The organism is Proteus genomosp. 6 (genome assembly GCF_040139785.1).
Classification (GTDB): Bacteria; Pseudomonadota; Gammaproteobacteria; order Enterobacterales; family Enterobacteriaceae; genus Proteus.
In genome coordinates this window covers 105038-124135 of record NZ_JBEEVJ010000004.1, presented here as the reverse complement: position 1 = coordinate 124135, position 19098 = coordinate 105038, and the positions used below count along the sequence as shown (strand labels likewise).

The window sequence follows — 19098 nt, the reverse complement described above, 5'->3', positions numbered from 1 at the left end:
AATAAGGCTATAAACTTTTTGTATCACGTAGTGAATATTAAATAAGCATAGACTTTAATAAGGTATCGTTGGTAGTTCTCGTAAAATAGAGTTTTTTCTACGTTCAGCAGTCAATTGTGACAATTCATTATCAGAGACAAAAATTAAGGCATCTTGAGGACAAAACTCAACACAAGCAGGGCCTTGTTCTCTATGATTACATAAATCACATTTAACGATATCAATTTGAAATTGTTGACCAAGATCTAAACAATAAGTAGGTACCGAATGCGCCTTTTTCTCAAGTTCAATGGCGCCAAATGGGCAAGCTAAAAGACAAGCTCTACATCCAATGCAATTTTCAGGGTGTGTTTCGACAAAATTTTCACCACGCACTAATGCTTTTGTCTGACAAGCTTGGGCACAGGGTGCATCTTCACATTGATGGCAAACAGAAGCTGTAAATTGATGCATTAATTTAATAATGCGGATCCTTGGATGAAAATTCTTTTTATTGAGAAAATCATTTCCATCCTTTTCTGATGTATGACCGACTGAACAAACAACTTCACATGTTTTACAGCCAATACATTTTTTAGAGTCAATAACAATTTGGCTATTCATCTCAATACCTATTTATAGGGTTATATAAATTATAATATAATGTTTGATGATTTATTTTAGTAATATTAATCAAGATTATCTCTAATAAATAAGGTCAAATAATAACAACTAAATAAAAAAGGGGTTTTTAAACTTAAAATCAAATGAGAATGAATAGTATTTAATAAAATAATAGGAATAAGACTTTATAATATACGTAAATAATCGTAGATGAAAAAACGGCAATCGAAATAAGATTGCCGTTTCTTTAATGGATATCTGTTATTAAAAACTATGATGATAATGTTGCTAATTTAGTTGCGAATCCCATAAAGAAAAGCCCGATAACACCATTACCCAGTTTAGCGATATTTTTACGTGAGCCAAAGAAACGAGCAAGGGCTACACCACCAAATATTAGAAAAGAGAGATAGATAAAACTAAACGCTTCAAGCATGGACGCGAGAATTAAATAAGATAATCCGGTATGTGCATAATTAAAATCGATAAACTGAACAAAAAATGAAATATAAAATAGGATCGCCTTAGGATTGGTCATACTTAATGTAAGCGCTTTTCTGAAAATGTGTTTCTGTACCGTTGTTGTTTGTTCTGAATGTACTTTTTTGGAGAAAAAAGTCGCATGGATAATCTTTATTCCTAAATACAGGAGATAAAAAGCACCTAAAAAACGGACAATAGTAAAGAGTACTGGAGAGGCTTTTATAACAGATGCGACACCAATAAAGGCGAGAAAAATCAAAATGGCATCACCTAAAAAGACACCAAATGCAGCACGATAACCATCACTGACGCCACCTGATGCGCTTGTTTTTAGCACATAGAGTGTATTAGGGCCAGGAACGAGGATAATAAAAAACATGCCTGCGAGGTATGTCCAGATATTGAGTACACCAAATTGTTCAAGCCACACGTTAACCCCCAATCCTACTTTCTCTGTATTACTTAATGAATTGCTATTATATAAAGAGAATCCACCTTATTTAAATGCATATTTTCACTCATATAGAAGATAAATGTTTGATGCTTACTGCTTTCTGTTTGAAACAGCACCTGTTATCACTTCAATGGATTACACTCTATTGTTAGCATTTAAAAAAGATGCAATTTTCTTATGTAAAGAGAGTAGATCTCTTAAGTTAACTCGATTATATTTATCTGTGTTTTTATACAGTATTCTGTATTGATCAATTACGCTAAGGGAAATGTGATGTTAAAAGTAATTGCTGAAGATTTTATTAAAACAGAAGCGATAGAAATTGTTTTACCTCTTTATCGAGAACTTGTTGAGGCGACTAAGAAAGAGCCTCTGTGTATTAGCTACAATTTATATGTTGATGAGAAAGATCCTGGTCACTTTGTCTTTATTGAACAATGGCCAGATCATGCTGCGCTTGATGCGCATTGTGCTAGTGAACATTTTCAGCGATTAGTTCCTATGATTAATGCATATAAAAAAGCTGAGCCTAAATTTTTACTTATGGCGGATGCTTTTGATGAAAAATAAAGTAATAAAACTAGACTCATTTATAATGGGTACACTAAATAATAAGAAGTAAGGCAAGAGAGAAGGTGATGTTAGCGAAGTATATATCTCAAATTGTAAACCAAGAAGATAGCTATCAAATTTTAAGTACTCAGAATTTTTTGGATAACTTAACAGAAATAACCAGGGCAACTCATACTTGGTTATTTTCTGATGGTGTCATCTTGAAATGCACAGAAGAGATAGAAACAGAACACTATGATAATGATGCTCAATGTCCTGAACATTGGATAACTTGGGAAATTGTAGAGTCGAATAACAAACCGATTTCTCCTTGTAGAAAAGAATTTTTTAATTTATGCCAGCAAAGTTTTTGGTTAAAAATGCAACTTGCTAATAATGTATGATTAGTCGTATAAAAAAGCTACTTTATAAGTGGCTTTTTTATACCTATTAAAATTAATAAAATAATTTATTTTAAATACCACTTTAAGCTTTTAATTAAATATTAATCAATGCTCCAGAGGTTAAAGTAAATTAATTTCACTTAGCGAGTGTTTTTTATTTTTTTATCTCTAAAAATAGATTATCAATCGTGGTTTAAATCATATTTAAACTGCGATTGAAGTTAATGATAAATCAAAATTAGTCTTTTTTCATAACGTTATGATCTTAATATTCTATTAATAATAGCAAAAAATAAGGTAAGTTTATTGTTGAGGCGAATGGTGTTTTAATTGTAGCTCTAATCATAAGATTTTCTTTATAAAATATTATAAATAACGTATTATTTATCAATAATTTTTATTGAGTATTGCACTCAATTTAATAAGAGAGCTAAATTTTAATTTAGTTCCATTTGTCTATCCTTTTTTATATAGAGAATAAAGATGAGTCGTAATTTATTTCTTTCTACTTCACTGTTAGCTATTTCTACACTTTCTTTTAATGCACAAGCAGCGTTAGATAATACTTTATCCGTAGGTTATGCTCAGAGCTCAATTAAATTGGGTGATTATAAAATCGATGATAAACCTAAAGGAATTAACTTTAAATACAATCACGAGTTTGATAATGATTGGGGTTTTATTGGATCACTGACGTACACAAAATTAACTTATAATTATTATAGTCGCTGGGGAAAAATTGGTTCAACTGAAATTGATTATGTTTCATTAACGGCTGGGCCTAGCTATCGTTTTAATGATCACTTTAGTGCATATGGTTTAATTGGGCTTGGTCACGTTAGCCAAGAAGATAAATATTATTATGTTAATGACGAATACAGCAAAACGTCTATGGCTTATGGGGTAGGCTTACAAATTAATCCAATCCCAAACGTAGCAATTGATGCATCTTATGAATACTCAAAATTAGATAATGCAAAATTTGGTACTTGGGTATTAGGTGTTGGTTACCGTTTCTAATTTTAAGCTAATAAATAATATTTTTAAAAGGTCACAGTATGTGGCCTTTTTGTGAATACAAGTGTAAATGCATCACTATATGTAGGATATTCACTTATCAAAGCACATTAAATATACATTAAATGTGTGTTTTTTATTCTGGGTGCTTGACTGTCAATAAAGGATCTTTAAGATGCCATATTTTATGGAGAGAGAATTATGTTAACTGTAATAAAAGCAGAACCTTCACACTATGATGAAATGATAGCAGTTTGGGAATCTTCAGTTAGAGCTACGCATGCATTTCTATCTGAAGATATTATCTTTTCGCTTAAAAAAGATATTGTAGAACAGTATTTTCCTATACTTAATACCTATATCGCGATAGACAATAATAATGTTATTCATGGGATCTTAGGCACAGCAGAAAATAAGTTAGAAATGCTTTTTGTCGATGCGAATTCTAGAGGGCATGGTTGTGGTAAATTACTTACAACTTTCGCGATAAATACACTGCATATTGATGAGTTAGATGTAAATGAGCAAAATCCTCAAGCAATTGGCTTTTATCTTTATATTGGATTTGAGCAAATAGGGCGTTCAGAATTAGATGGACAAGGCAATCCTTTTCCATTGTTACATTTAAGATTAAATAAAAATAAGTATAAATACTAAATAAAGGAATATTAAAGATAAAAAATAAGGAGAAAAGTGAAAGTTCTCTCTTTTTATCTTGTTCAAATAATAATTATCCACCCAAGTTTGATTTATATCGTGATAAACCTTCTGCTTTAATGAAATAATTTTTTCATAATTAAATAGATCTAACACAACATTGGAATAGTTATGAAAAAAGCCTTAATTGTTATTTTATCTTTATTTTTACTACCCGCTTGCTCTGAATCAAGAGAAAATAAATTTATTGAATATTGTATGGATACATTAAGTGTCTATAGTAATGTGAGTAAAGATCAATGTTTGTGTTTTTATAATGAAGCAAGTAATAAATTTTCTTCAACTGAAATAGATAGAATGGTCAAATCACCACCAATAAAACAAGACAGTACACTTACAAGAGAGGGCACAATGTTTTTAACTATTGCTCATTCATCTAAATGCTTTGAGTAACAGATATTACACGCAATAATTAATAAAGAATAAGTCGTAAATTAAGTTACTTATACTGAAGATCATCGCCTCTAAACGCAAATACCACAAAATTGATAAACCCATCGCTATAAATTGAATATATTATTACTGTTTTTATATACAGTTAGTTGTGGGTTTATCTTTATTATGAATCGAGAGGAAATTATGTCAAAGCTTCGCTTATCTTACCCAAAGCTCAGTCCTAAAGCTTATGCTGGCTTAATTCAATGTAAAACTGCACTAGAAGGTAGTTCACTGGATATAACGTTAATCGAGCTTGTTTATTTAAGAGTGTCTCAAATCAATGGCTGTGCTTTTTGTTTAGAGATGCACAATAATTCGTTGCGTAATCATGGTGTTGCTCAAAATAAGTTAGATGCACTAAATGGTTGGCAAGTGAGTGAACGTTTTACTGATAAAGAGCGAGCTGCATTGCTATGGGCAGAGGTGGTCAGTAATATTTCAGCAAAAAGTACGGAGGATAATATTTATCAGCAGGTTAAAGCGTATTTTACAGATACAGAAATGAGTGATCTGACATTGGCAATTGGATTAATGAATGCCTTTAATCGTATCGCTGTGAGTTTGCGTCAGTAATTAGTATTACCTACGCAAATCATATGCCTCAAATAATGATCAAGAGAAAAGCGCTGATAGGGCGCTTTTGATTTTATTTGCTTAATTTTTACCAGAGGTATTGCATGAAAGGTAAATAAGCAAAAAATAAAGCAATGAGTATAAATAAGATACGAAATAACGTTTTTTTTGTTTTTATTGTGGTATAGAGCATGATGATAATAATAGCTACGCAGATATACCAGTAAAAGGCACCAAAGAAAGCTAAGGTAAAAATAGTATCAATAATAAAGTGACTTTCACTCATTTTATTTCTCTCTGAAATAAAAAATCACCTGCTAAAATATAAGCAGGTGAAGATAAAGTGATTATGATTTCCAAATAATATGGAACATAGGCTGTAATGGATCGCGACTAATCAGGACTCGACCAAAAATATCATCAATATCGGAATCATCGTCTGGAGCAAGGCCAATAATCACTTCGCTAAAACGGGCTGATGTGACAGGCTGGCCAACAATAAATTGCCAATCATTACCTAATGGAACCACTTCAGCTGCGCCTCTTTCTTCAAATTGCAGGTTAAAGAGTAATTGGTCTGCAACATCTAAATTATCAGCTGCTTGAGCTAAAAATAGATCATAAGCTTGTTCTAAAGCATCGTCTTCACTGATTAAGGTTGGTTCATTCATGGTAATGCCTGTCTATTATTCCAATAATTATCGCGTTGTTTGTATAGCATTTTTGCTCATTTAGCAAAATATTCTATTGCCTATTTTTATTACCTTCTTGATTATAACAGAGGGCTAAAGAAATAGCAGATGCGCTCTAATACACGATTTAAGAAAGGGCGCTTTTCCCATTCGTCTAGTGTCAATTCTGTAGAGCGAGCAATATAATCATATTGCACAATGCTTAAATCACTTCCGAAGCCTTCATCATCAATGACAACAGTGATTTCAAAGTTTAACCATAAGCTACGCATATCAAGGTTAACTGAACCTACCATACTAAGTTGTCCATCAACCATCACGCTTTTTGTATGTAATAAACCATCTTCAAATTGGAATATTTTTACACCAGATTCCAGCATTTCTGTAAAGAATGAACGGCTTGCCCAACGCACTAGGAAAGAGTCATTACTGCGAGGAACAATAATACTCACATTAACACCTCGCATCGCCGCGGTTGAGATTGCATGGGCAAGATCATCGCTAGGTACAAAATAAGGTGTTGTGAGCACTAATTCTTTTCTTGCGGAATAAATGGCTGTAATTAAGGATTGCTGAATAAGCTCGTCAGGAAAGCCAGGGCCTGATGCGATAACTTGTGTTGTATGACCACTTTCTTGCTCACAAGGCATAATATTGTCATCAGGAGGAGGTGGTAAATGGCGTTCACCTGTTTCCATTTCCCAGTCAAAGGCATAAATCATCCCTAATGTGGTAGAAACTGGACCTTCCATTCTTACCATAATATCAATCCATTGACCGACACCGGAATCTTGTTTGAAATAACGAGGATCGACCATATTCATACTCCCTGTGTAGGAAATATAATTATCAATCAATACGATTTTTCGATGTTGACGCAAATCCATGCGGCGCAAGAAGAAACGGAATAAATTAACATGCAGTGATTCAACAAATTCAATACCAGCGGCTCTCATTGCGTCTGGGCCTTTGGTACGAAAGAAGTTCCAGCTTCCAGCTGAGTCAACCATAACTCGACATTTTACACCGCGTTTAGCGGCTCTGATTAAGGCGTCGGTTACTTCATCGACTAAACCACCTGATTGCCAAATATAGAAGACCATTTCAATGTTATCACGAGCGTTATTAATATCGCGTGTAATTGAATTTAGTGAATCTTCACAGGTGGTTAAAAGTTCAATTTTGTTACCTTTAACACCTTTAATACCTTGGCGTTTAGCGGTTAATTGGAAAAGAGGAGTCGCAATATCGCTCGTACTTGTAGCAAAAATATGCTTACATTTCCTCAAGTCTTCAAGCCACGCAACAACAGAAGGCCACATCTGTTTAGCATGTTCAACGCGTCGTTTTCCTAGGTGTAATTCACCAAAAGCAAAATACGCAATAACCCCGACTAATGGCAGAATATAGATGATCAATAACCATGTCATTGTTGATGTAACTGGTCGTCGATGCATTAGGACACGAAATGTGACCCCCGCAATTAATAGCCAATAGAAGAAAAAGGTTAGCCAACTTAATACAGTATAAAATGTTGTCATAGTAGAGCTATTTTCCGTTGAAAATGAATTGCATGGATAAGCTGAAGGCAATTTACTAAAAATAGTTCATTATTTTTGTTATTTGCCGAATGTTGCTATTAAATCAGGATTATTATCTCTGTCAAATCTCTTTCTTAAGAGATAAGCATCAAATAAGCAATAAGATACAACTCTTTATTCATTTTTTCTTTGTGAGAAATGCTTAAATAATGGATGAAATTCAAGCAAATCATAAATCACCCCTTGGATCACAAAATGAACGTCTTATAATAGTCCACTTATTCGAAAAAATAGGTGCTGATAGCATGAGACACAGTAGGACTGAAGTAGCTCGTTGGCGGATGATGAGACAAGCTATACGTAAACGTCGTCGATGGTTAGAAGGGCAATCTCGTCGTAATTTCCGAATTTATAAACTGCGTAAACTTGATACTTCTAGAAAACATAGAGCACTTTTATTTGTACAACACATAGAATGGAACTCATAATTTCACTTTTTAACAGTTAATATCAATCATTTTGTTAAACGTTATTGAATATGATTGCTATTTGCATTTAAACTAGGGGCATATTTTTTCTTTAGGTGAAATAAGATCAGTTATGCGTTGGAAGCTTTGGGTACTCATATCACTTTGTCTACATGCCTCACTTGTTGCGGCTGCGATGTTATATGTTGTAGAAGATAAGCCAGTTACACCTGAGCCTATCTCTATACAGATGTTGGCATTTGCGGCAGATGAGCCAGCAGGCGAACCAGAGCCTGTGGTTGAAGAAGTCACTCCTCCAGAACCTGAGCCAGTTGTTGAGCCAGAACCCGAGCCAGAACCTATTCCTGATGTAAAACCTATTATCGAAAAACCAATAGAGAAAAAACCAGAACCAAAACCTGTGGATAAACCGAAACCGCCTGTTGAGCGACCACAACCTTTAGTTGTTAATAAAGGTAATGATCTCAAAAATCTTAACCCGACGGCAAAGCCAAGTGATAAAGGCGATGAAAAACCGGTTGCCGTGGCAAGCAGTGGTGAAGGCAAAGTACCCAATGCAGTACGCCAAGGTTTACCTGAATATCCTCAGAGAGCAAAAGCCGTGGGTATTGAAGGATCTATAAAAGTACGTTTTGATGTTGATGCTGATGGGCGAGTAGATAATGTAGAAATACTTTCTGCTGATCCTAAGAATGTATTTGAAAGAGATGTTAAAAGAGCGATGCGTCAATGGCGTTATGAAAAAATTCCTTATAAAGGAAAAGTGGTTCTCATTGAGTTCAAAATGACAGGGGTGTCAGCAAGCTAATTTTTATAAAGTTAGCCGTTAAACAAAGCGATATCCCTATTTGATACCAGATAAATAAAAGGCACTTTAATAAGTGCCTTTTTTAGTATTCAATTTTTAATGCTTTCACGCTATTAGCGTCGTAATCGAATTGTCGTAATGGCGTTTTATTCCATAGTACTTGTTAGCGTGAAGTGAGCTTTACCCTCAGGTAAGCGACGAGCAGAATTGTTCTCGTCAACGGCAACGTAGGTAAACACAGCCTCTGTTGCACGATAGCGTTGGCCGACAGGTTCTGTGGCGACTTTTTTAACCCATACTTCAATATTAACAGTAATTGAAGAGTTACCCGTTTTTAAGCAACGCGCATAGCAACAAACGACATCACCAACAGCAACAGGTTTAAGAAAGGTAATGCCTGTTACACTCACAGTAACGACACGACCTAACGCAATTTCTTTTGCTAAAATTGCACCACCGATGTCCATTTGAGACATTAACCAGCCACCGAAAATATCACCATTAGCGTTAGTATCAGCAGGCATGGCAAGGGTGCGTAAAACGAGCTCACCATTAGGCAAAGATTGTTGTTCAGTCATGGAAATAAAGTATCTGTAAAATAATGTTTAAACCAAGGAGATATTTACTCGTATACATCAAGTTTACTCGTCATACTTCAAGTTTACTCGTCATACTTCAAGTTGTAGCGTTGTTGACTTCGTTCATTCGCACTAGTCACATACTAATGTATGCTCCTAGCGTCTCATTCACTTGTCGCCTAGCTACAACTTAAATTATTTAGAGTATCTACAGGCTATACTCTAATAGCTACAACTTAAATTATTTAGAGTATCTACAGGCTATACTCTAATAGCTACAACTTAAATTATTTAGAGTATCAGCAGGCTATACTCTAATAGCTACAACTTAAATTATTTAGAGCACATATCTCCCAATAAAATAAAAATAATTATTCAGATTTTGAATGGGCATCGTGTGATGTCGGTTTAGATGCTTGCTTTGTCATATTATCTGATAATTTGTGTTCACTATTTTCTGTAGCTTCATTTTCAGTTTGTTCTTCTGGTAAACGGTTATTCCAGATATAAACCACACTGGCGATAGTAAAGATAAAGGTTAAAATAGTTAAGCCAAAGACTTTAAAATTAACCCAAGTCTCTTCCGCCAAAGAAAATGCCACATAAATATTACCAAGAGCACAAGCAAAAAAGAAAATCACCCATGCAATATTGAGTTTCTTCCAATTTGCAGGCGGCATAGCAAGCTCTTTGCCTAACATTCTTTCCATTAACGTTTTTGGCGTAAATAACTGCATACCAATTAAAACGATAGCAAAAATGGCATAAATAGCCGTCACTTTCCATTTAATAAAATCAGCAGAATGGAAAAATAGGGTTAATGAACCAAAAATAGTGACAACCACAGCGGTAATGAGCGGCGCTTTCTCTACTTTATGGAAAATAAGCCATGTTAAACCGACTGAGATCCACGTCGCGATAATTAATGCACCTGAAGCATAGAAAATATCTTGCCATTTATAGAAGATAAAAAAAACTAATAGTGGAGCAAAATCAAGTAATTGCTTAAGCCAGCCATTTTTCATAACAGATAGGAACCTATGGTAATTAAATTCATAAACTTGGCTATTCTAATGCAAAGCGACAGAAAATGGGTAAACAATTGCACATCTTTAACGACAGAGTGTTAATTTGTACAAAAAAACCTAGTTTTATCTGAAATAACTCAATGAAAAATCAACGCAATTGCATTTATGTAAAATTAAAACTTAAGCTTGAATTATGAAGGAGGATTTAAATATTACACTAGTATATGATTCATATACTCATCATTTTCATCCGCTACTTTTTGATGAATGCATAAATAAAAAAGTATTTCTGATAAGAGGAAATCAATGATCGGAAAAAGACTAATAAAATGGATGCCAGGATTAGGCTTATTGTTTAACTATAAGCGTGAATATTTTGGCTATGATTTAAAAGCGGGCCTTTCTGTTGCTGCCGTGGCATTACCTGTCGCCATTGCTTATACCGAATTATTGGGTATTAACGCTATTGTTGGGTTATATGCCTGTATTTTCCCCATGATTATTTATGCGTTATTTGGTACTTCCCGCCAGTTAATTACGGGGCCAGATGCTGCAACTTGTGCCGTTATTGCTGCGGTCGTCATTCCACTATCTGCTGGTGATGAAAATACTCGATGGCAACTTGCGATTATCATGACAGCGATGACGGGGTTTTGGTGTATTTTAGCCAGCCATTTTAGATTAGGGGCTTTTACTGATTTTCTTTCTCGTCCCATTCTTCAAGGGCTTTTAAATGGTGTTGCGATCACCATTATGGTCGGGCAAATTAGCAAAGTCTTTGGCTTTGATACTTCCCCAGATCACTTAATCGAAAAACTCATTGAAGTTCCTTTTCGATTAATGGATGCTCATTTGCCCACAGTATTAATGTCAGCTGTAACATTAGCCTTATTATTAGGGATTCGTTATTTTCGTAGCCGATGGCCTGCACCGTTAATTGCCATGGTTATGATGACATATTTGAGTTGGCAATTTGATTTGGCAAGCTTTGGTATTGCTATCGTGAATAAAGAGGCTGGGAATGCTGATCTATTTCTGCCAGTAGTCTCGATGAGTGGATTTCATCCTGGTGTATTACGAGAATTATTAGTTCCATCCATAAACTTGGCTGTCATTAGCTTTGTGAGTTTTATGATGACAGCCCGCAGTTTTGCCAGCAAAAATGGTTATGATGTCGATGCAGACCAAGAATTAAAAGCATTAGGTATTGCCAATATTGCCGCCGCATTGTCTCAAGGGTTCGCTGTAAGTGCGGCAAGTAGTCGTACAGCGGTCAATGACTCCGTTGGGGGGAAAACGCAGTTAGTTTCTATTATTGCCGCATTGATGATTTTGCTCGTGTTGCTATTTATGACCGATTTTCTTGCTTATATTCCACTGTCTTCGTTAGGGATAGTGTTGATAGTTTCTTCTTGGTCACTGCTTAGTATTCGTCATATTTGGTCTTATCGTAAGCGTAATAAACAAGCATTTACATTGGCATCATTTACATTATTAGCTGTGTTATTGGCAGGTCTTATTAATGGTATTGGTTTTGCGGTTTTATTAGGCCTATTACAATTCTTACGTATTGTTTTTAGACCTAGCGATCAGTTATTGGGTGTTGATGAACAAGGAATGGTTCATTCAATGAATAAGGATAATGGCATTGAGCCTATTGATGGTTTAATGATGTACCGTTTTAATTCACCCCTGACTTATTTTAATGTGGGTTATTTTAAAAAACGAGTACTACAACTGGTTGATAACGCACCTCAAAGACCAGCATGGTTAGCGGTAGATGCTGCTGTAAGCTTTACTTATGACGATGTTAGCGTATTTGCTGCCATTGATGAGTTAATAAGAGAATTACGAATAAAAGGCGTTAAATTGGTTCTAGCGGGGCGCAGAACGGAATTAAATCGTTGGATAGAACGGAATAAAATTTCGCTCAATGAAGATGATTTGATTATTGCCCCAGATCTCTATTTTGTGATCCGCCTGTATCAAAGCCGACAGCAGATCAAAGAAAAACAGAAAGAAGCAAGAAAAGAGGCGCTAAAACAAGACTCTGAAAATAATGATGAGAATACAGTAGATGCGCCAACAACGAGTCATACATCTACTCTCTAAGTGTATTGGCTAAACTTCATTGGTGCATAATAAATAACAAAATCCCGTGATAAGTGATTAGCTTATACACGGGATTTTTTATAGGTAATGATAATGCTTTGAATCTTTGAATAGATTAACGCTGTTGCGTTGTGTATTTGTTTTCAACCAACATAAACAAACGGAACAGATAAATAATCATCCAAGCCGAAGCCATATTTTTTAGGAAGTAGAATAAGAAGTTATGGATAACATCAGGTAGTTGAATTGTAAGATTACTCACAAAACCAATGCCGAACTGCAATAAGATCCAAATACCTAAAGCAGGAATAAGTGCAGCCGATTCACTAAATCCAACTTTCCAACCCAAACGTATTGCACTTCCCATATTTTGTTGACGTACTAAAACAACAGGCGCTAATGCAAAACCAATTAATAAAATGATGCCAGGAATAATCATCACCATAAAACCAGCGCTAATCAAAATAGAGCACAGCACAATCAATAGGAACATTTTAGGTAAGCGAGGTAGAGCCGCATTAAATGTTTGACCTAAGGTGACGTTATGACCTGTGGAAATCGCCGTAGCGAACATCAATAAGGTTAGAACCAAGATGCTTTGCTGTAATGTTTCAAATGCATACAGTGATAACACTTTTTTGGCAATACCCACGACACTGTTTGACATTGCTTCTAACTCAGCAGGAGAGGCAGAAGAAAGCTGTGTATTTTTAAAATTAGCCACAAATTCAATCATCAATTGGTACTCTTGAGGATTAGGGCCAATGAAGACATGAATGATCGCTAAAATAATGGCAAGAATAGCGGAAAGAGTAACAATGCTACGTCGTTCATTCTTATAAAAATTAAGACTGTCTCGGTAGATTGTGCGTGCCGTGGTAGGCATGAAACTGCTCCTATAAAAATAGACTGTGTCAATGCGCGCTATTGTACCTTTTACAACAGCAAAAAGGGATATTTTATCTCGATCCTCTTATTTCACGTTTTTCTAGATGCGAATAATCGAATTACACTTATCATTTAAATTAAATAAAACATATTTTTAACACAAAGATAACTTTATTTTCAAATAAGGCTTATTAGGGTATTTTTTATTCAAAAAATAATAGTAATAATAAATTTAATTATAAGAAAAAATGGTATTAATGGGAAATTTGATGTGGATCAATTATAAATAATAGTATTGATAAATAATAAAAAGAGAAATAACACTTTCTGCAAAAATAATTCCAAAGTTGTGATCGGCATTAGATCATAATTATCAATAAATGGTTATATTTTTAGCGGAGATTTTACTTATTACAGGAATGGGTTAAATAATGAAAAAACTTTCTGCGCTTATTTTAGCGGCTGCAACTCTTGCGCCTTCTATTTCTTTTGCTCACCAAGCAGGTGATTTTTTATTCCGTGCAGGTACTGCAACAGTTCGTCCTAATGCGGGTTCTGATGATGTATTAGGTATTGGGCATTTTGAAGCTAATAATAATACCCAATTAGGTTTAACTTTCGGGTATATGATCACTGATAATATCGGTGTTGAGTTATTAGCAGCTACTCCTTTTGAGCACAAAGTATCATTAACAAACTTTGGTGAAATTGCGACTGTTAAACATTTACCACCAACATTAATGGCACAATATTACTTCGGTAATGGCGAAGATAAACTACGCCCTTATTTAGGTGCAGGTCTTAATTTTACCACTTTCTTTGATGAGAAATTCAATTCAGCGGGTAAAAATGCTGGCTTATCTGACTTAGATCTCAAGGATTCATGGGGCTTTGCAGCACAAGCAGGTTTAGATTATAACCTCGATAAAAACTGGATGCTGAATGCGTCTGTTTGGTGGATGAACATCGAAACGGATGTTAAATTTAAAGCGGGTGAAGATAGACAATTAATTAGCACACGTTTAGACCCATTCGTATTTATGTTTGGTGTGGGTTACCGTTTCTAATTATTCTTTCTTTAAAAGAATATCTCATAATGAAAAAGCGAAGTTTCTCTTCGCTTTTTTTATCTTTTTAATTTGCTAAAAATCTTTCATTTCTAGATTATATACAGCTTCTTTTTTATTCTTAATACCTAAATTATGAGTTATTAAAAGCAGAGTTAAATAGGTAAATAGACATCTGAAATAAGACATTTAGCATTTTGATATCCACTAAAATGTATTCAATATGCATCTTTTGTTTATTGATATTATCAAAATAAAAAAAGTGTGATTTTATTTATTAAAAATTGCTGGCATTTTAATAAGTAAAAGGGTGTATTCTATAGGTGCATTTAAAATGCATCTTTATATTTAAATTGAGTAAAACGGCTTTATCTATCAATAGATAGAAGAAAATAGAAAAAGAATAAAATGATATCAACATAGGAGATATTCAGAGTAATAAGGTGGGTAATTTATAATCTCAAAATGATTAGTAATATTTCTGATTTGTTCTTTTTGTGAGCTAATTCTGGCGTGGAATAAAAATAGACACTTTTTAGCTTATTTGTTTTTTTTGCAAAAATTGATCCACTTTATGAAAGATTAAATGATTAAGACAAAAGTCTTGGACAAAAAAAGACCACCGAAGTGGTCTAGAAAATTAGGACTAAAGGAAGACGAGAATAAAAGCGGATCAGCGAATAACCATTGAGTTTATAACCCCTTTTACACCTGTTACTTTACGTGTTGTTTCAATGGCACGATTGGCATCTGCTTGAGAAGAGACGAAACCACTTAGTTGAACTTTACCTTTAAATGTTTCAACGCTGATTTGTGTTGAATTAAGATTTTTTTCACCAATTAGCGCTGTTTTCACTTTAGTGGTGATCACGGAGTCATCAAAATATCCCCCAGTACCCTCTGATGTTGCAGTTGGAGAACATGCAGATAAAGTTAATGCCATCAGTAATGCTGCCATAACAGCGGAGATTTTTGCCCATAGTTTCATCATCAAACTCCTTGTAATTACATTATTGGTTGAGTATTTCCGAAAAGAAAATATAAAGTACCTTATAAAGTATGACCAAAAAATAAAATTTCGCCCAACTTTAGATAAAAAGATTATTTGATTAAGAATATGAACGAGGGAATGAGAACGCGGTTTATCGCGGTTTCAGCAGTCAATGAGTGGGATTGAATAGACAATAAATTAAGAGTAATCCGCTTAGAAAAATAGCAAATTATTTCTCTAAAGCGGATCTCACTAAGCGTATTTAAAGCAATTAGGCGAGGGTAGCTGCCTTCATCTCTTTCACAAATGTCGTCAGTGCTTTTAACATCACATCGGGTTGATGAAGATTTTTCTCAATAATTTGAACCACTGCCGAGCCTGAAATTGCGCCTGTGGCACCATTGGCAATCGCTTCTTTAACTTGCTTAGGCTCAGAAATGCCAAAACCTTGCAATGCGGGAGGGGCATTATAGGTTTTTAGTTTGTCAGTAAGATGTGTTAGTGATTGTTCTGCACGTTTATCTGTACCCGTTACACCTGCTCTTGATAATAAATAGGTATAGCCTTTACCTGATGCTGCCAACTCTTGTAAAAGTTCATCATCAGCATTAGGTGGACAAATAAAAATAGGACTGATATTTGCGCGTTGTGCTGCTTCACGGAACTCTTTTGATTCACGTAAAGGTACATCACCAATCAAGACAGAATCCACGCCTGCTTGCTCACATTTACTATAAAAATTATCAATGCCATTACTAAAAACAAGGTTGGCATAAACTAATAGGCCAATAGGAATATTAGGATGTTTTGCACGAATTTTAGTTAAGAGCGCAAAGCAATCTGTTGGTGTTACACCGACATTAAGCGCACGTAAATTAGCCCCTTGGATTGTAGGACCATCTGCAAGAGGATCGGAGAAGGGAATACCAATCTCTAATGCATCTGCGCCACCTTCAATTAACGCATCAATAATTTGTAATGACAGCTCAGGAGAAGGATCACCCAATGTGACAAAAGGAACGAATGCGCCTTGCTGTTTTTGTGCCAATGCTTCAAAGCATACTTGATAACGGCTCATTAGATTTCTCCTCTTGCTGCTAAAATATCGTTTACAGTAAAAATATCTTTATCACCACGGCCTGATAAGTTCACAATTAATAGCTGCTCTTTGTCAGGATTTTGTGCAATTAATTTCAATGCATAAGCCAATGCATGAGAAGATTCTAAGGCTGGAATAATCCCTTCACGGCGAGAAAGTGCTTTAAATGCTTCTATGGCTTCATCATCGGTAACAGAAACATAATCAGCACGACCAATGCTATTTAAGTGTGCGTGTTGAGGCCCGACAGATGGGAAATCAAGACCTGCTGAAATTGAATATGACTCTTCAATTTGTCCTTCATCAGTCTGCATAATTGGGGACTTCATACCAAAATAGATCCCTAATTTTCCATGCTTCAGTGGTGCGCCGTGTTCACCCGTTTCAATACCTTTACCCGCAGGTTCAACACCAATTAGTTGCACCGAAGTTTCTGGGATAAAGGATGCAAATAAACCGATAGCATTAGAACCACCGCCAATACAAGCGATAGCAGCATCAGGTAGACGACCTTCACGCTCTAGAATTTGTGCTTTGGCTTCATCACCAATCATACGTTGAAATTCACGGACAATGGTTGGATAAGGATGAGGGCCTGCCGCCGTTCCTAATAAGTAATGTGCGCGGTCGTAACAACCAGACCAGTCACGTAATGCCTCATTACACGCATCTTTTAAGGTAGATGAACCACTGTGAACGGGGATCACTTCGGCACCCATTAAGCGCATACGAAATACGTTAGGCGATTGGCGTTCGACGTCTTTAGCACCCATATAGATACGACATTTCATATTAAGCAGTGCGCAGGCTAAAGCAGTTGCAACACCATGTTGACCCGCACCTGTTTCTGCAATAATTTCGGTTTTACCCATACGTTTTGCTAACAAGGCTTGACCCAATACTTGGTTAGTTTTATGGGCGCCACCATGCAGTAAATCTTCACGTTTTAGATATAAACGAGTTCGCGTGCCTTCTGTTAAATTACGACAAAGGGTTAGTGCCGTTGGTCTGCCTGCATAATTTTTTAATAAATCTTGGAATTCTTGCTGAAAAGAGGGATCGTTTTGCGCATCAATAAAAGCTTGTTCGAGTTGATCCAATGCAGGAATTAAGATTTCAGGTACATATTGGCCACCAAATTCGCCAAAGTAGGGGTTAAGTTTTCTCATTGTGATGTCATCCTGTTTGAAATTTTATTTTTGTGAAATTTAGTTTAGCTGTAATTGTGCAAATACTTGGTTCAGACGTTGCGCATCTTTTATGCCGGGAGCCGACTCTACTCCAGAGTTAAAATCAAGCCCGATACAGCCTGTTTTAACTGCATCCAAACAGTTTTCACTGTTAAGACCACCTGCAAGTAACGCTTTTTCACGTAATGTATTAGGAATTTTTTGCCAATTAAACGTTGTTCCTGTGCCACCAGTGCCGTTATCAAGTACATATTTATTAACGTGTGAAACCGGAGAAATATCTGCGTGAATTGCCATATTTATTGCTTGCCAAATCTCACAGCTAGGTTGAATTCTTTGTCTAAGTTGCTCAATAAACTGAGCATCTTCTTGTCCGTGTAATTGAATGGCAGATAAATTAAGTTTTTCAGCATAGTCACAAATAAGCGTAATGGGTTGGTTTTGAAAAACTCCCACAAAGGCTAAGGGAGCTTGCGCTATCAACTCTTGTGCTTGTGACAATGTCACTTTTCGAGGGGATTTTTCTGCGAAAATCAACCCTGCATAATAAGCACCAGCTTGATAAACCGCTTTTACATCTTGTGTGCGAGTTAACCCGCACACTTTATGCTTTCCCAAAACGAGCGCTCTCACTGCTTGGTCAATATTTTCTTGTGACATTAAGGCGCTACCAACTAGAAACCCATTAGCATATTGGCTTAACGCTTGAACTTGCTGGTGGGTGTGAATACCTGACTCACTGATCACGATTGCATCTTTAGGCAATCCTTGGCTTAACTGCTGGGTACGCGCTAAATCGATAGAGAGATCACGCAAATCACGATTGTTAATACCGATAACTTTGGCATTGAGATTAATGGCACGTTGACGTTCTTCTTCAGTGCTTACTTCCGTTAATACACCCATGTTTAATTGATGAGCAACGGCTGATAGTGCACGATATTGCTCATCATCTAAGACAGAGAGCATTAATAAAATGGCATCTGCTTGATAAAAACGAGCTAAATAGATTTGGTATTCATCAATAATAAAATCTTTGCACAAAACAGGTTGATGCACGACTTGGCTAACTTGACGTAAATAATCAAAGCTCCCTTGAAAATATTTCTCATCCGTTAATACCGAAATTGCAGCAGCATAAGGCTGATAAATTTTTGCAATCGTAGCGGGATCAAAATCAGCACGAATTAGACCTTTTGAGGGTGATGCTTTTTTACACTCTAAAATAAAAACAGTATTGGGCTGAGTTAATGCCTGATAAAACGAGCGTGTTGATGGCTCTATTTGGTGCACAAATTCTGATAATGGTTGGCTTGCTTTACGTGCAATTAGATATTCAGCTTTATCTTTTACAATGGCGTTTAATACAGTCATG

21 protein-coding genes and 1 pseudogene are annotated in these 19098 nt (G+C 35.5%); 10 read left to right on the top strand and 12 right to left on the bottom strand.

All coding sequences use genetic code 11. The features are described from left to right. Positions 1-54: 54 nt before the first annotated feature. On the bottom strand, positions 55-603 hold the full coding sequence (locus ABN212_RS06550) for a 4Fe-4S dicluster domain-containing protein (RefSeq protein ID WP_109372391.1): 549 nt from the start codon (positions 601-603) through the stop codon (positions 55-57). Positions 604-874: 271 nt separating this feature from the next. After that, complete coding sequence (leuE, locus tag ABN212_RS06545; protein ID WP_198625583.1) at positions 875-1516, bottom strand: leucine efflux protein LeuE; 642 nt, start codon at positions 1514-1516, stop codon at positions 875-877. Positions 1517-1813: 297 nt separating this feature from the next. Between leuE and ABN212_RS06540 the strand changes: the two genes are divergently transcribed. The 6 genes from ABN212_RS06540 (at position 1814) to ABN212_RS06515 (ending at position 5241) form a co-directional block, all read left to right on the top strand. Next, positions 1814-2110 (top strand): putative quinol monooxygenase, encoded by a 297-nt coding sequence (locus tag ABN212_RS06540; protein WP_349443018.1) that lies wholly within the window; start codon positions 1814-1816, stop codon positions 2108-2110. A 68-nt stretch (positions 2111-2178) separates the two neighbouring features. After that, positions 2179-2496, top strand: a complete 318-nt coding sequence (locus ABN212_RS06535) for a hypothetical protein (RefSeq protein WP_109372388.1) — start codon at positions 2179-2181, stop codon at positions 2494-2496. Between the two features lie 483 nt (positions 2497-2979). After that, on the top strand, positions 2980-3516 hold the full coding sequence (locus ABN212_RS06530) for an Ail/Lom family outer membrane beta-barrel protein (protein ID WP_198619579.1): 537 nt from the start codon (positions 2980-2982) through the stop codon (positions 3514-3516). Between the two features lie 198 nt (positions 3517-3714). Beyond that, on the top strand, positions 3715-4170 hold the full coding sequence (locus ABN212_RS06525) for a GNAT family N-acetyltransferase (protein WP_349443017.1): 456 nt from the start codon (positions 3715-3717) through the stop codon (positions 4168-4170). Between the two features lie 171 nt (positions 4171-4341). After that, the gene (locus ABN212_RS06520) at positions 4342-4623 is read left to right on the top strand and encodes a hypothetical protein (protein WP_198619577.1); all 282 of its coding nucleotides are present in this window, start codon (positions 4342-4344) and stop codon (positions 4621-4623) included. A 186-nt stretch (positions 4624-4809) separates the two neighbouring features. Continuing rightward, positions 4810-5241: a carboxymuconolactone decarboxylase family protein gene (locus ABN212_RS06515; RefSeq protein WP_198629879.1), complete on the top strand. Its 432-nt coding sequence runs from the start codon at positions 4810-4812 to the stop codon at positions 5239-5241. A gap of 88 nt (positions 5242-5329) precedes the next feature. Here the strand turns inward: ABN212_RS06515 and ABN212_RS06510 are convergent, their stop codons facing one another. The 3 genes from ABN212_RS06510 to cls all read right to left on the bottom strand — a co-directional run bounded on the left by ABN212_RS06510 (position 5330) and on the right by cls (position 7474). Further along, positions 5330-5527: a hypothetical protein gene (locus tag ABN212_RS06510; protein ID WP_198629880.1), complete on the bottom strand. Its 198-nt coding sequence runs from the start codon at positions 5525-5527 to the stop codon at positions 5330-5332. A gap of 61 nt (positions 5528-5588) precedes the next feature. Beyond that, positions 5589-5918 carry an HI1450 family dsDNA-mimic protein gene (locus ABN212_RS06505; protein WP_375165166.1) on the bottom strand — a complete coding sequence of 110 codons (330 nt, stop codon included), beginning with the start codon at positions 5916-5918 and terminating at the stop codon, positions 5589-5591. 95 nt (positions 5919-6013) lie between these two features. Next, positions 6014-7474, bottom strand: coding sequence for a cardiolipin synthase (gene cls, locus ABN212_RS06500; RefSeq protein ID WP_109372382.1), 1461 nt, complete (start codon positions 7472-7474; stop codon positions 6014-6016). Between the two features lie 305 nt (positions 7475-7779). Here cls and ABN212_RS06495 point away from each other — a divergent pair, with 305 nt between their 5' ends. Then, entirely contained in the window at positions 7780-7962 is a 183-nt protein-coding gene (locus ABN212_RS06495; RefSeq protein WP_036913581.1) for a YciY family protein, read from the top strand. A gap of 112 nt (positions 7963-8074) precedes the next feature. Next, on the top strand, positions 8075-8770 hold the full coding sequence (tonB, locus tag ABN212_RS06490; RefSeq protein ID WP_349443016.1) for a TonB system transport protein TonB: 696 nt from the start codon (positions 8075-8077) through the stop codon (positions 8768-8770). 146 nt (positions 8771-8916) lie between these two features. Here tonB and yciA read toward each other — a convergent pair whose 3' ends face one another. Further along, on the bottom strand, positions 8917-9348 hold the full coding sequence (gene yciA, locus ABN212_RS06485) for an acyl-CoA thioester hydrolase YciA (RefSeq protein WP_006536988.1): 432 nt from the start codon (positions 9346-9348) through the stop codon (positions 8917-8919). Between the two features lie 476 nt (positions 9349-9824). After that, positions 9825-10373, bottom strand: a pseudogene (locus tag ABN212_RS06480) (septation protein A); the annotation flags it as partial. A 309-nt stretch (positions 10374-10682) separates the two neighbouring features. Between ABN212_RS06480 and ABN212_RS06475 the strand changes: the two are divergent. Further along, positions 10683-12488 (top strand): SulP family inorganic anion transporter, encoded by a 1806-nt coding sequence (locus tag ABN212_RS06475; protein ID WP_198619573.1) that lies wholly within the window; start codon positions 10683-10685, stop codon positions 12486-12488. A 115-nt stretch (positions 12489-12603) separates the two neighbouring features. On the opposite strand, the gene ABN212_RS06470 is transcribed toward ABN212_RS06475, so the two are convergent. Beyond that, the gene (locus ABN212_RS06470) at positions 12604-13374 is read right to left on the bottom strand and encodes a YciC family protein (RefSeq protein WP_196533244.1); all 771 of its coding nucleotides are present in this window, start codon (positions 13372-13374) and stop codon (positions 12604-12606) included. Between the two features lie 433 nt (positions 13375-13807). On the opposite strand from ABN212_RS06470, the gene ompW reads away from it, so the two are divergent. Then, positions 13808-14443 carry an outer membrane protein OmpW gene (gene ompW, locus ABN212_RS06465; RefSeq protein ID WP_349443015.1) on the top strand — a complete coding sequence of 212 codons (636 nt, stop codon included), beginning with the start codon at positions 13808-13810 and terminating at the stop codon, positions 14441-14443. A gap of 673 nt (positions 14444-15116) precedes the next feature. Here the strand turns inward: ompW and ABN212_RS06460 are convergent. The 4 genes from ABN212_RS06460 to trpCF form a co-directional block, all read right to left on the bottom strand. Then, complete coding sequence (locus ABN212_RS06460; RefSeq protein WP_109372376.1) at positions 15117-15431, bottom strand: BON domain-containing protein; 315 nt, start codon at positions 15429-15431, stop codon at positions 15117-15119. A 274-nt stretch (positions 15432-15705) separates the two neighbouring features. Beyond that, positions 15706-16512 (bottom strand): tryptophan synthase subunit alpha, encoded by an 807-nt coding sequence (trpA, locus tag ABN212_RS06455; RefSeq protein ID WP_198619571.1) that lies wholly within the window; start codon positions 16510-16512, stop codon positions 15706-15708. Then, positions 16512-17702 carry a tryptophan synthase subunit beta gene (gene trpB / locus ABN212_RS06450; RefSeq protein WP_036937130.1) on the bottom strand — a complete coding sequence of 397 codons (1191 nt, stop codon included), beginning with the start codon at positions 17700-17702 and terminating at the stop codon, positions 16512-16514. Before trpB ends, trpA begins: the two co-directional genes overlap by 1 nt. Positions 17703-17741: 39 nt before the next feature. Further along, positions 17742-19097, bottom strand: coding sequence for a bifunctional indole-3-glycerol-phosphate synthase TrpC/phosphoribosylanthranilate isomerase TrpF (gene trpCF, locus ABN212_RS06445; RefSeq protein ID WP_198632636.1), 1356 nt, complete (start codon positions 19095-19097; stop codon positions 17742-17744). Position 19098 lies beyond the last annotated feature (1 nt).

Excerpts from the sequence above, each read along its gene's own strand:
- ABN212_RS06535 (WP_109372388.1), top strand. The coding sequence starts at position 2,179 with ATGTTAGCGAAGTATATATCTCAAATTGTAAACCAAGAAGATAGCTAT.
- yciA (WP_006536988.1), bottom strand. The coding sequence starts at position 9,348 with ATGACTGAACAACAATCTTTGCCTAATGGTGAGCTCGTTTTACGCACC.
- ABN212_RS06460 (WP_109372376.1), bottom strand. The coding sequence starts at position 15,431 with ATGAAACTATGGGCAAAAATCTCCGCTGTTATGGCAGCATTACTGATG.
- ABN212_RS06525 (WP_349443017.1), top strand. The coding sequence starts at position 3,715 with ATGTTAACTGTAATAAAAGCAGAACCTTCACACTATGATGAAATGATA.
- trpA (WP_198619571.1), bottom strand. The coding sequence starts at position 16,512 with ATGAGCCGTTATCAAGTATGCTTTGAAGCATTGGCACAAAAACAGCAA.
- ABN212_RS06495 (WP_036913581.1), top strand. The coding sequence starts at position 7,780 with ATGAGACACAGTAGGACTGAAGTAGCTCGTTGGCGGATGATGAGACAA.
- ABN212_RS06510 (WP_198629880.1), bottom strand. The coding sequence starts at position 5,527 with ATGAGTGAAAGTCACTTTATTATTGATACTATTTTTACCTTAGCTTTC.
- ompW (WP_349443015.1), top strand. The coding sequence starts at position 13,808 with ATGAAAAAACTTTCTGCGCTTATTTTAGCGGCTGCAACTCTTGCGCCT.
- ABN212_RS06475 (WP_198619573.1), top strand. The coding sequence starts at position 10,683 with ATGATCGGAAAAAGACTAATAAAATGGATGCCAGGATTAGGCTTATTG.
- cls (WP_109372382.1), bottom strand. The coding sequence starts at position 7,474 with ATGACAACATTTTATACTGTATTAAGTTGGCTAACCTTTTTCTTCTAT.
- ABN212_RS06470 (WP_196533244.1), bottom strand. The coding sequence starts at position 13,374 with ATGCCTACCACGGCACGCACAATCTACCGAGACAGTCTTAATTTTTAT.
- trpB (WP_036937130.1), bottom strand. The coding sequence starts at position 17,702 with ATGAGAAAACTTAACCCCTACTTTGGCGAATTTGGTGGCCAATATGTA.
- tonB (WP_349443016.1), top strand. The coding sequence starts at position 8,075 with ATGCGTTGGAAGCTTTGGGTACTCATATCACTTTGTCTACATGCCTCA.
- ABN212_RS06520 (WP_198619577.1), top strand. The coding sequence starts at position 4,342 with ATGAAAAAAGCCTTAATTGTTATTTTATCTTTATTTTTACTACCCGCT.
- ABN212_RS06550 (WP_109372391.1), bottom strand. The coding sequence starts at position 603 with ATGAATAGCCAAATTGTTATTGACTCTAAAAAATGTATTGGCTGTAAA.
- ABN212_RS06515 (WP_198629879.1), top strand. The coding sequence starts at position 4,810 with ATGTCAAAGCTTCGCTTATCTTACCCAAAGCTCAGTCCTAAAGCTTAT.
- ABN212_RS06540 (WP_349443018.1), top strand. The coding sequence starts at position 1,814 with ATGTTAAAAGTAATTGCTGAAGATTTTATTAAAACAGAAGCGATAGAA.
- ABN212_RS06530 (WP_198619579.1), top strand. The coding sequence starts at position 2,980 with ATGAGTCGTAATTTATTTCTTTCTACTTCACTGTTAGCTATTTCTACA.
- trpCF (WP_198632636.1), bottom strand. The coding sequence starts at position 19,097 with ATGACTGTATTAAACGCCATTGTAAAAGATAAAGCTGAATATCTAATT.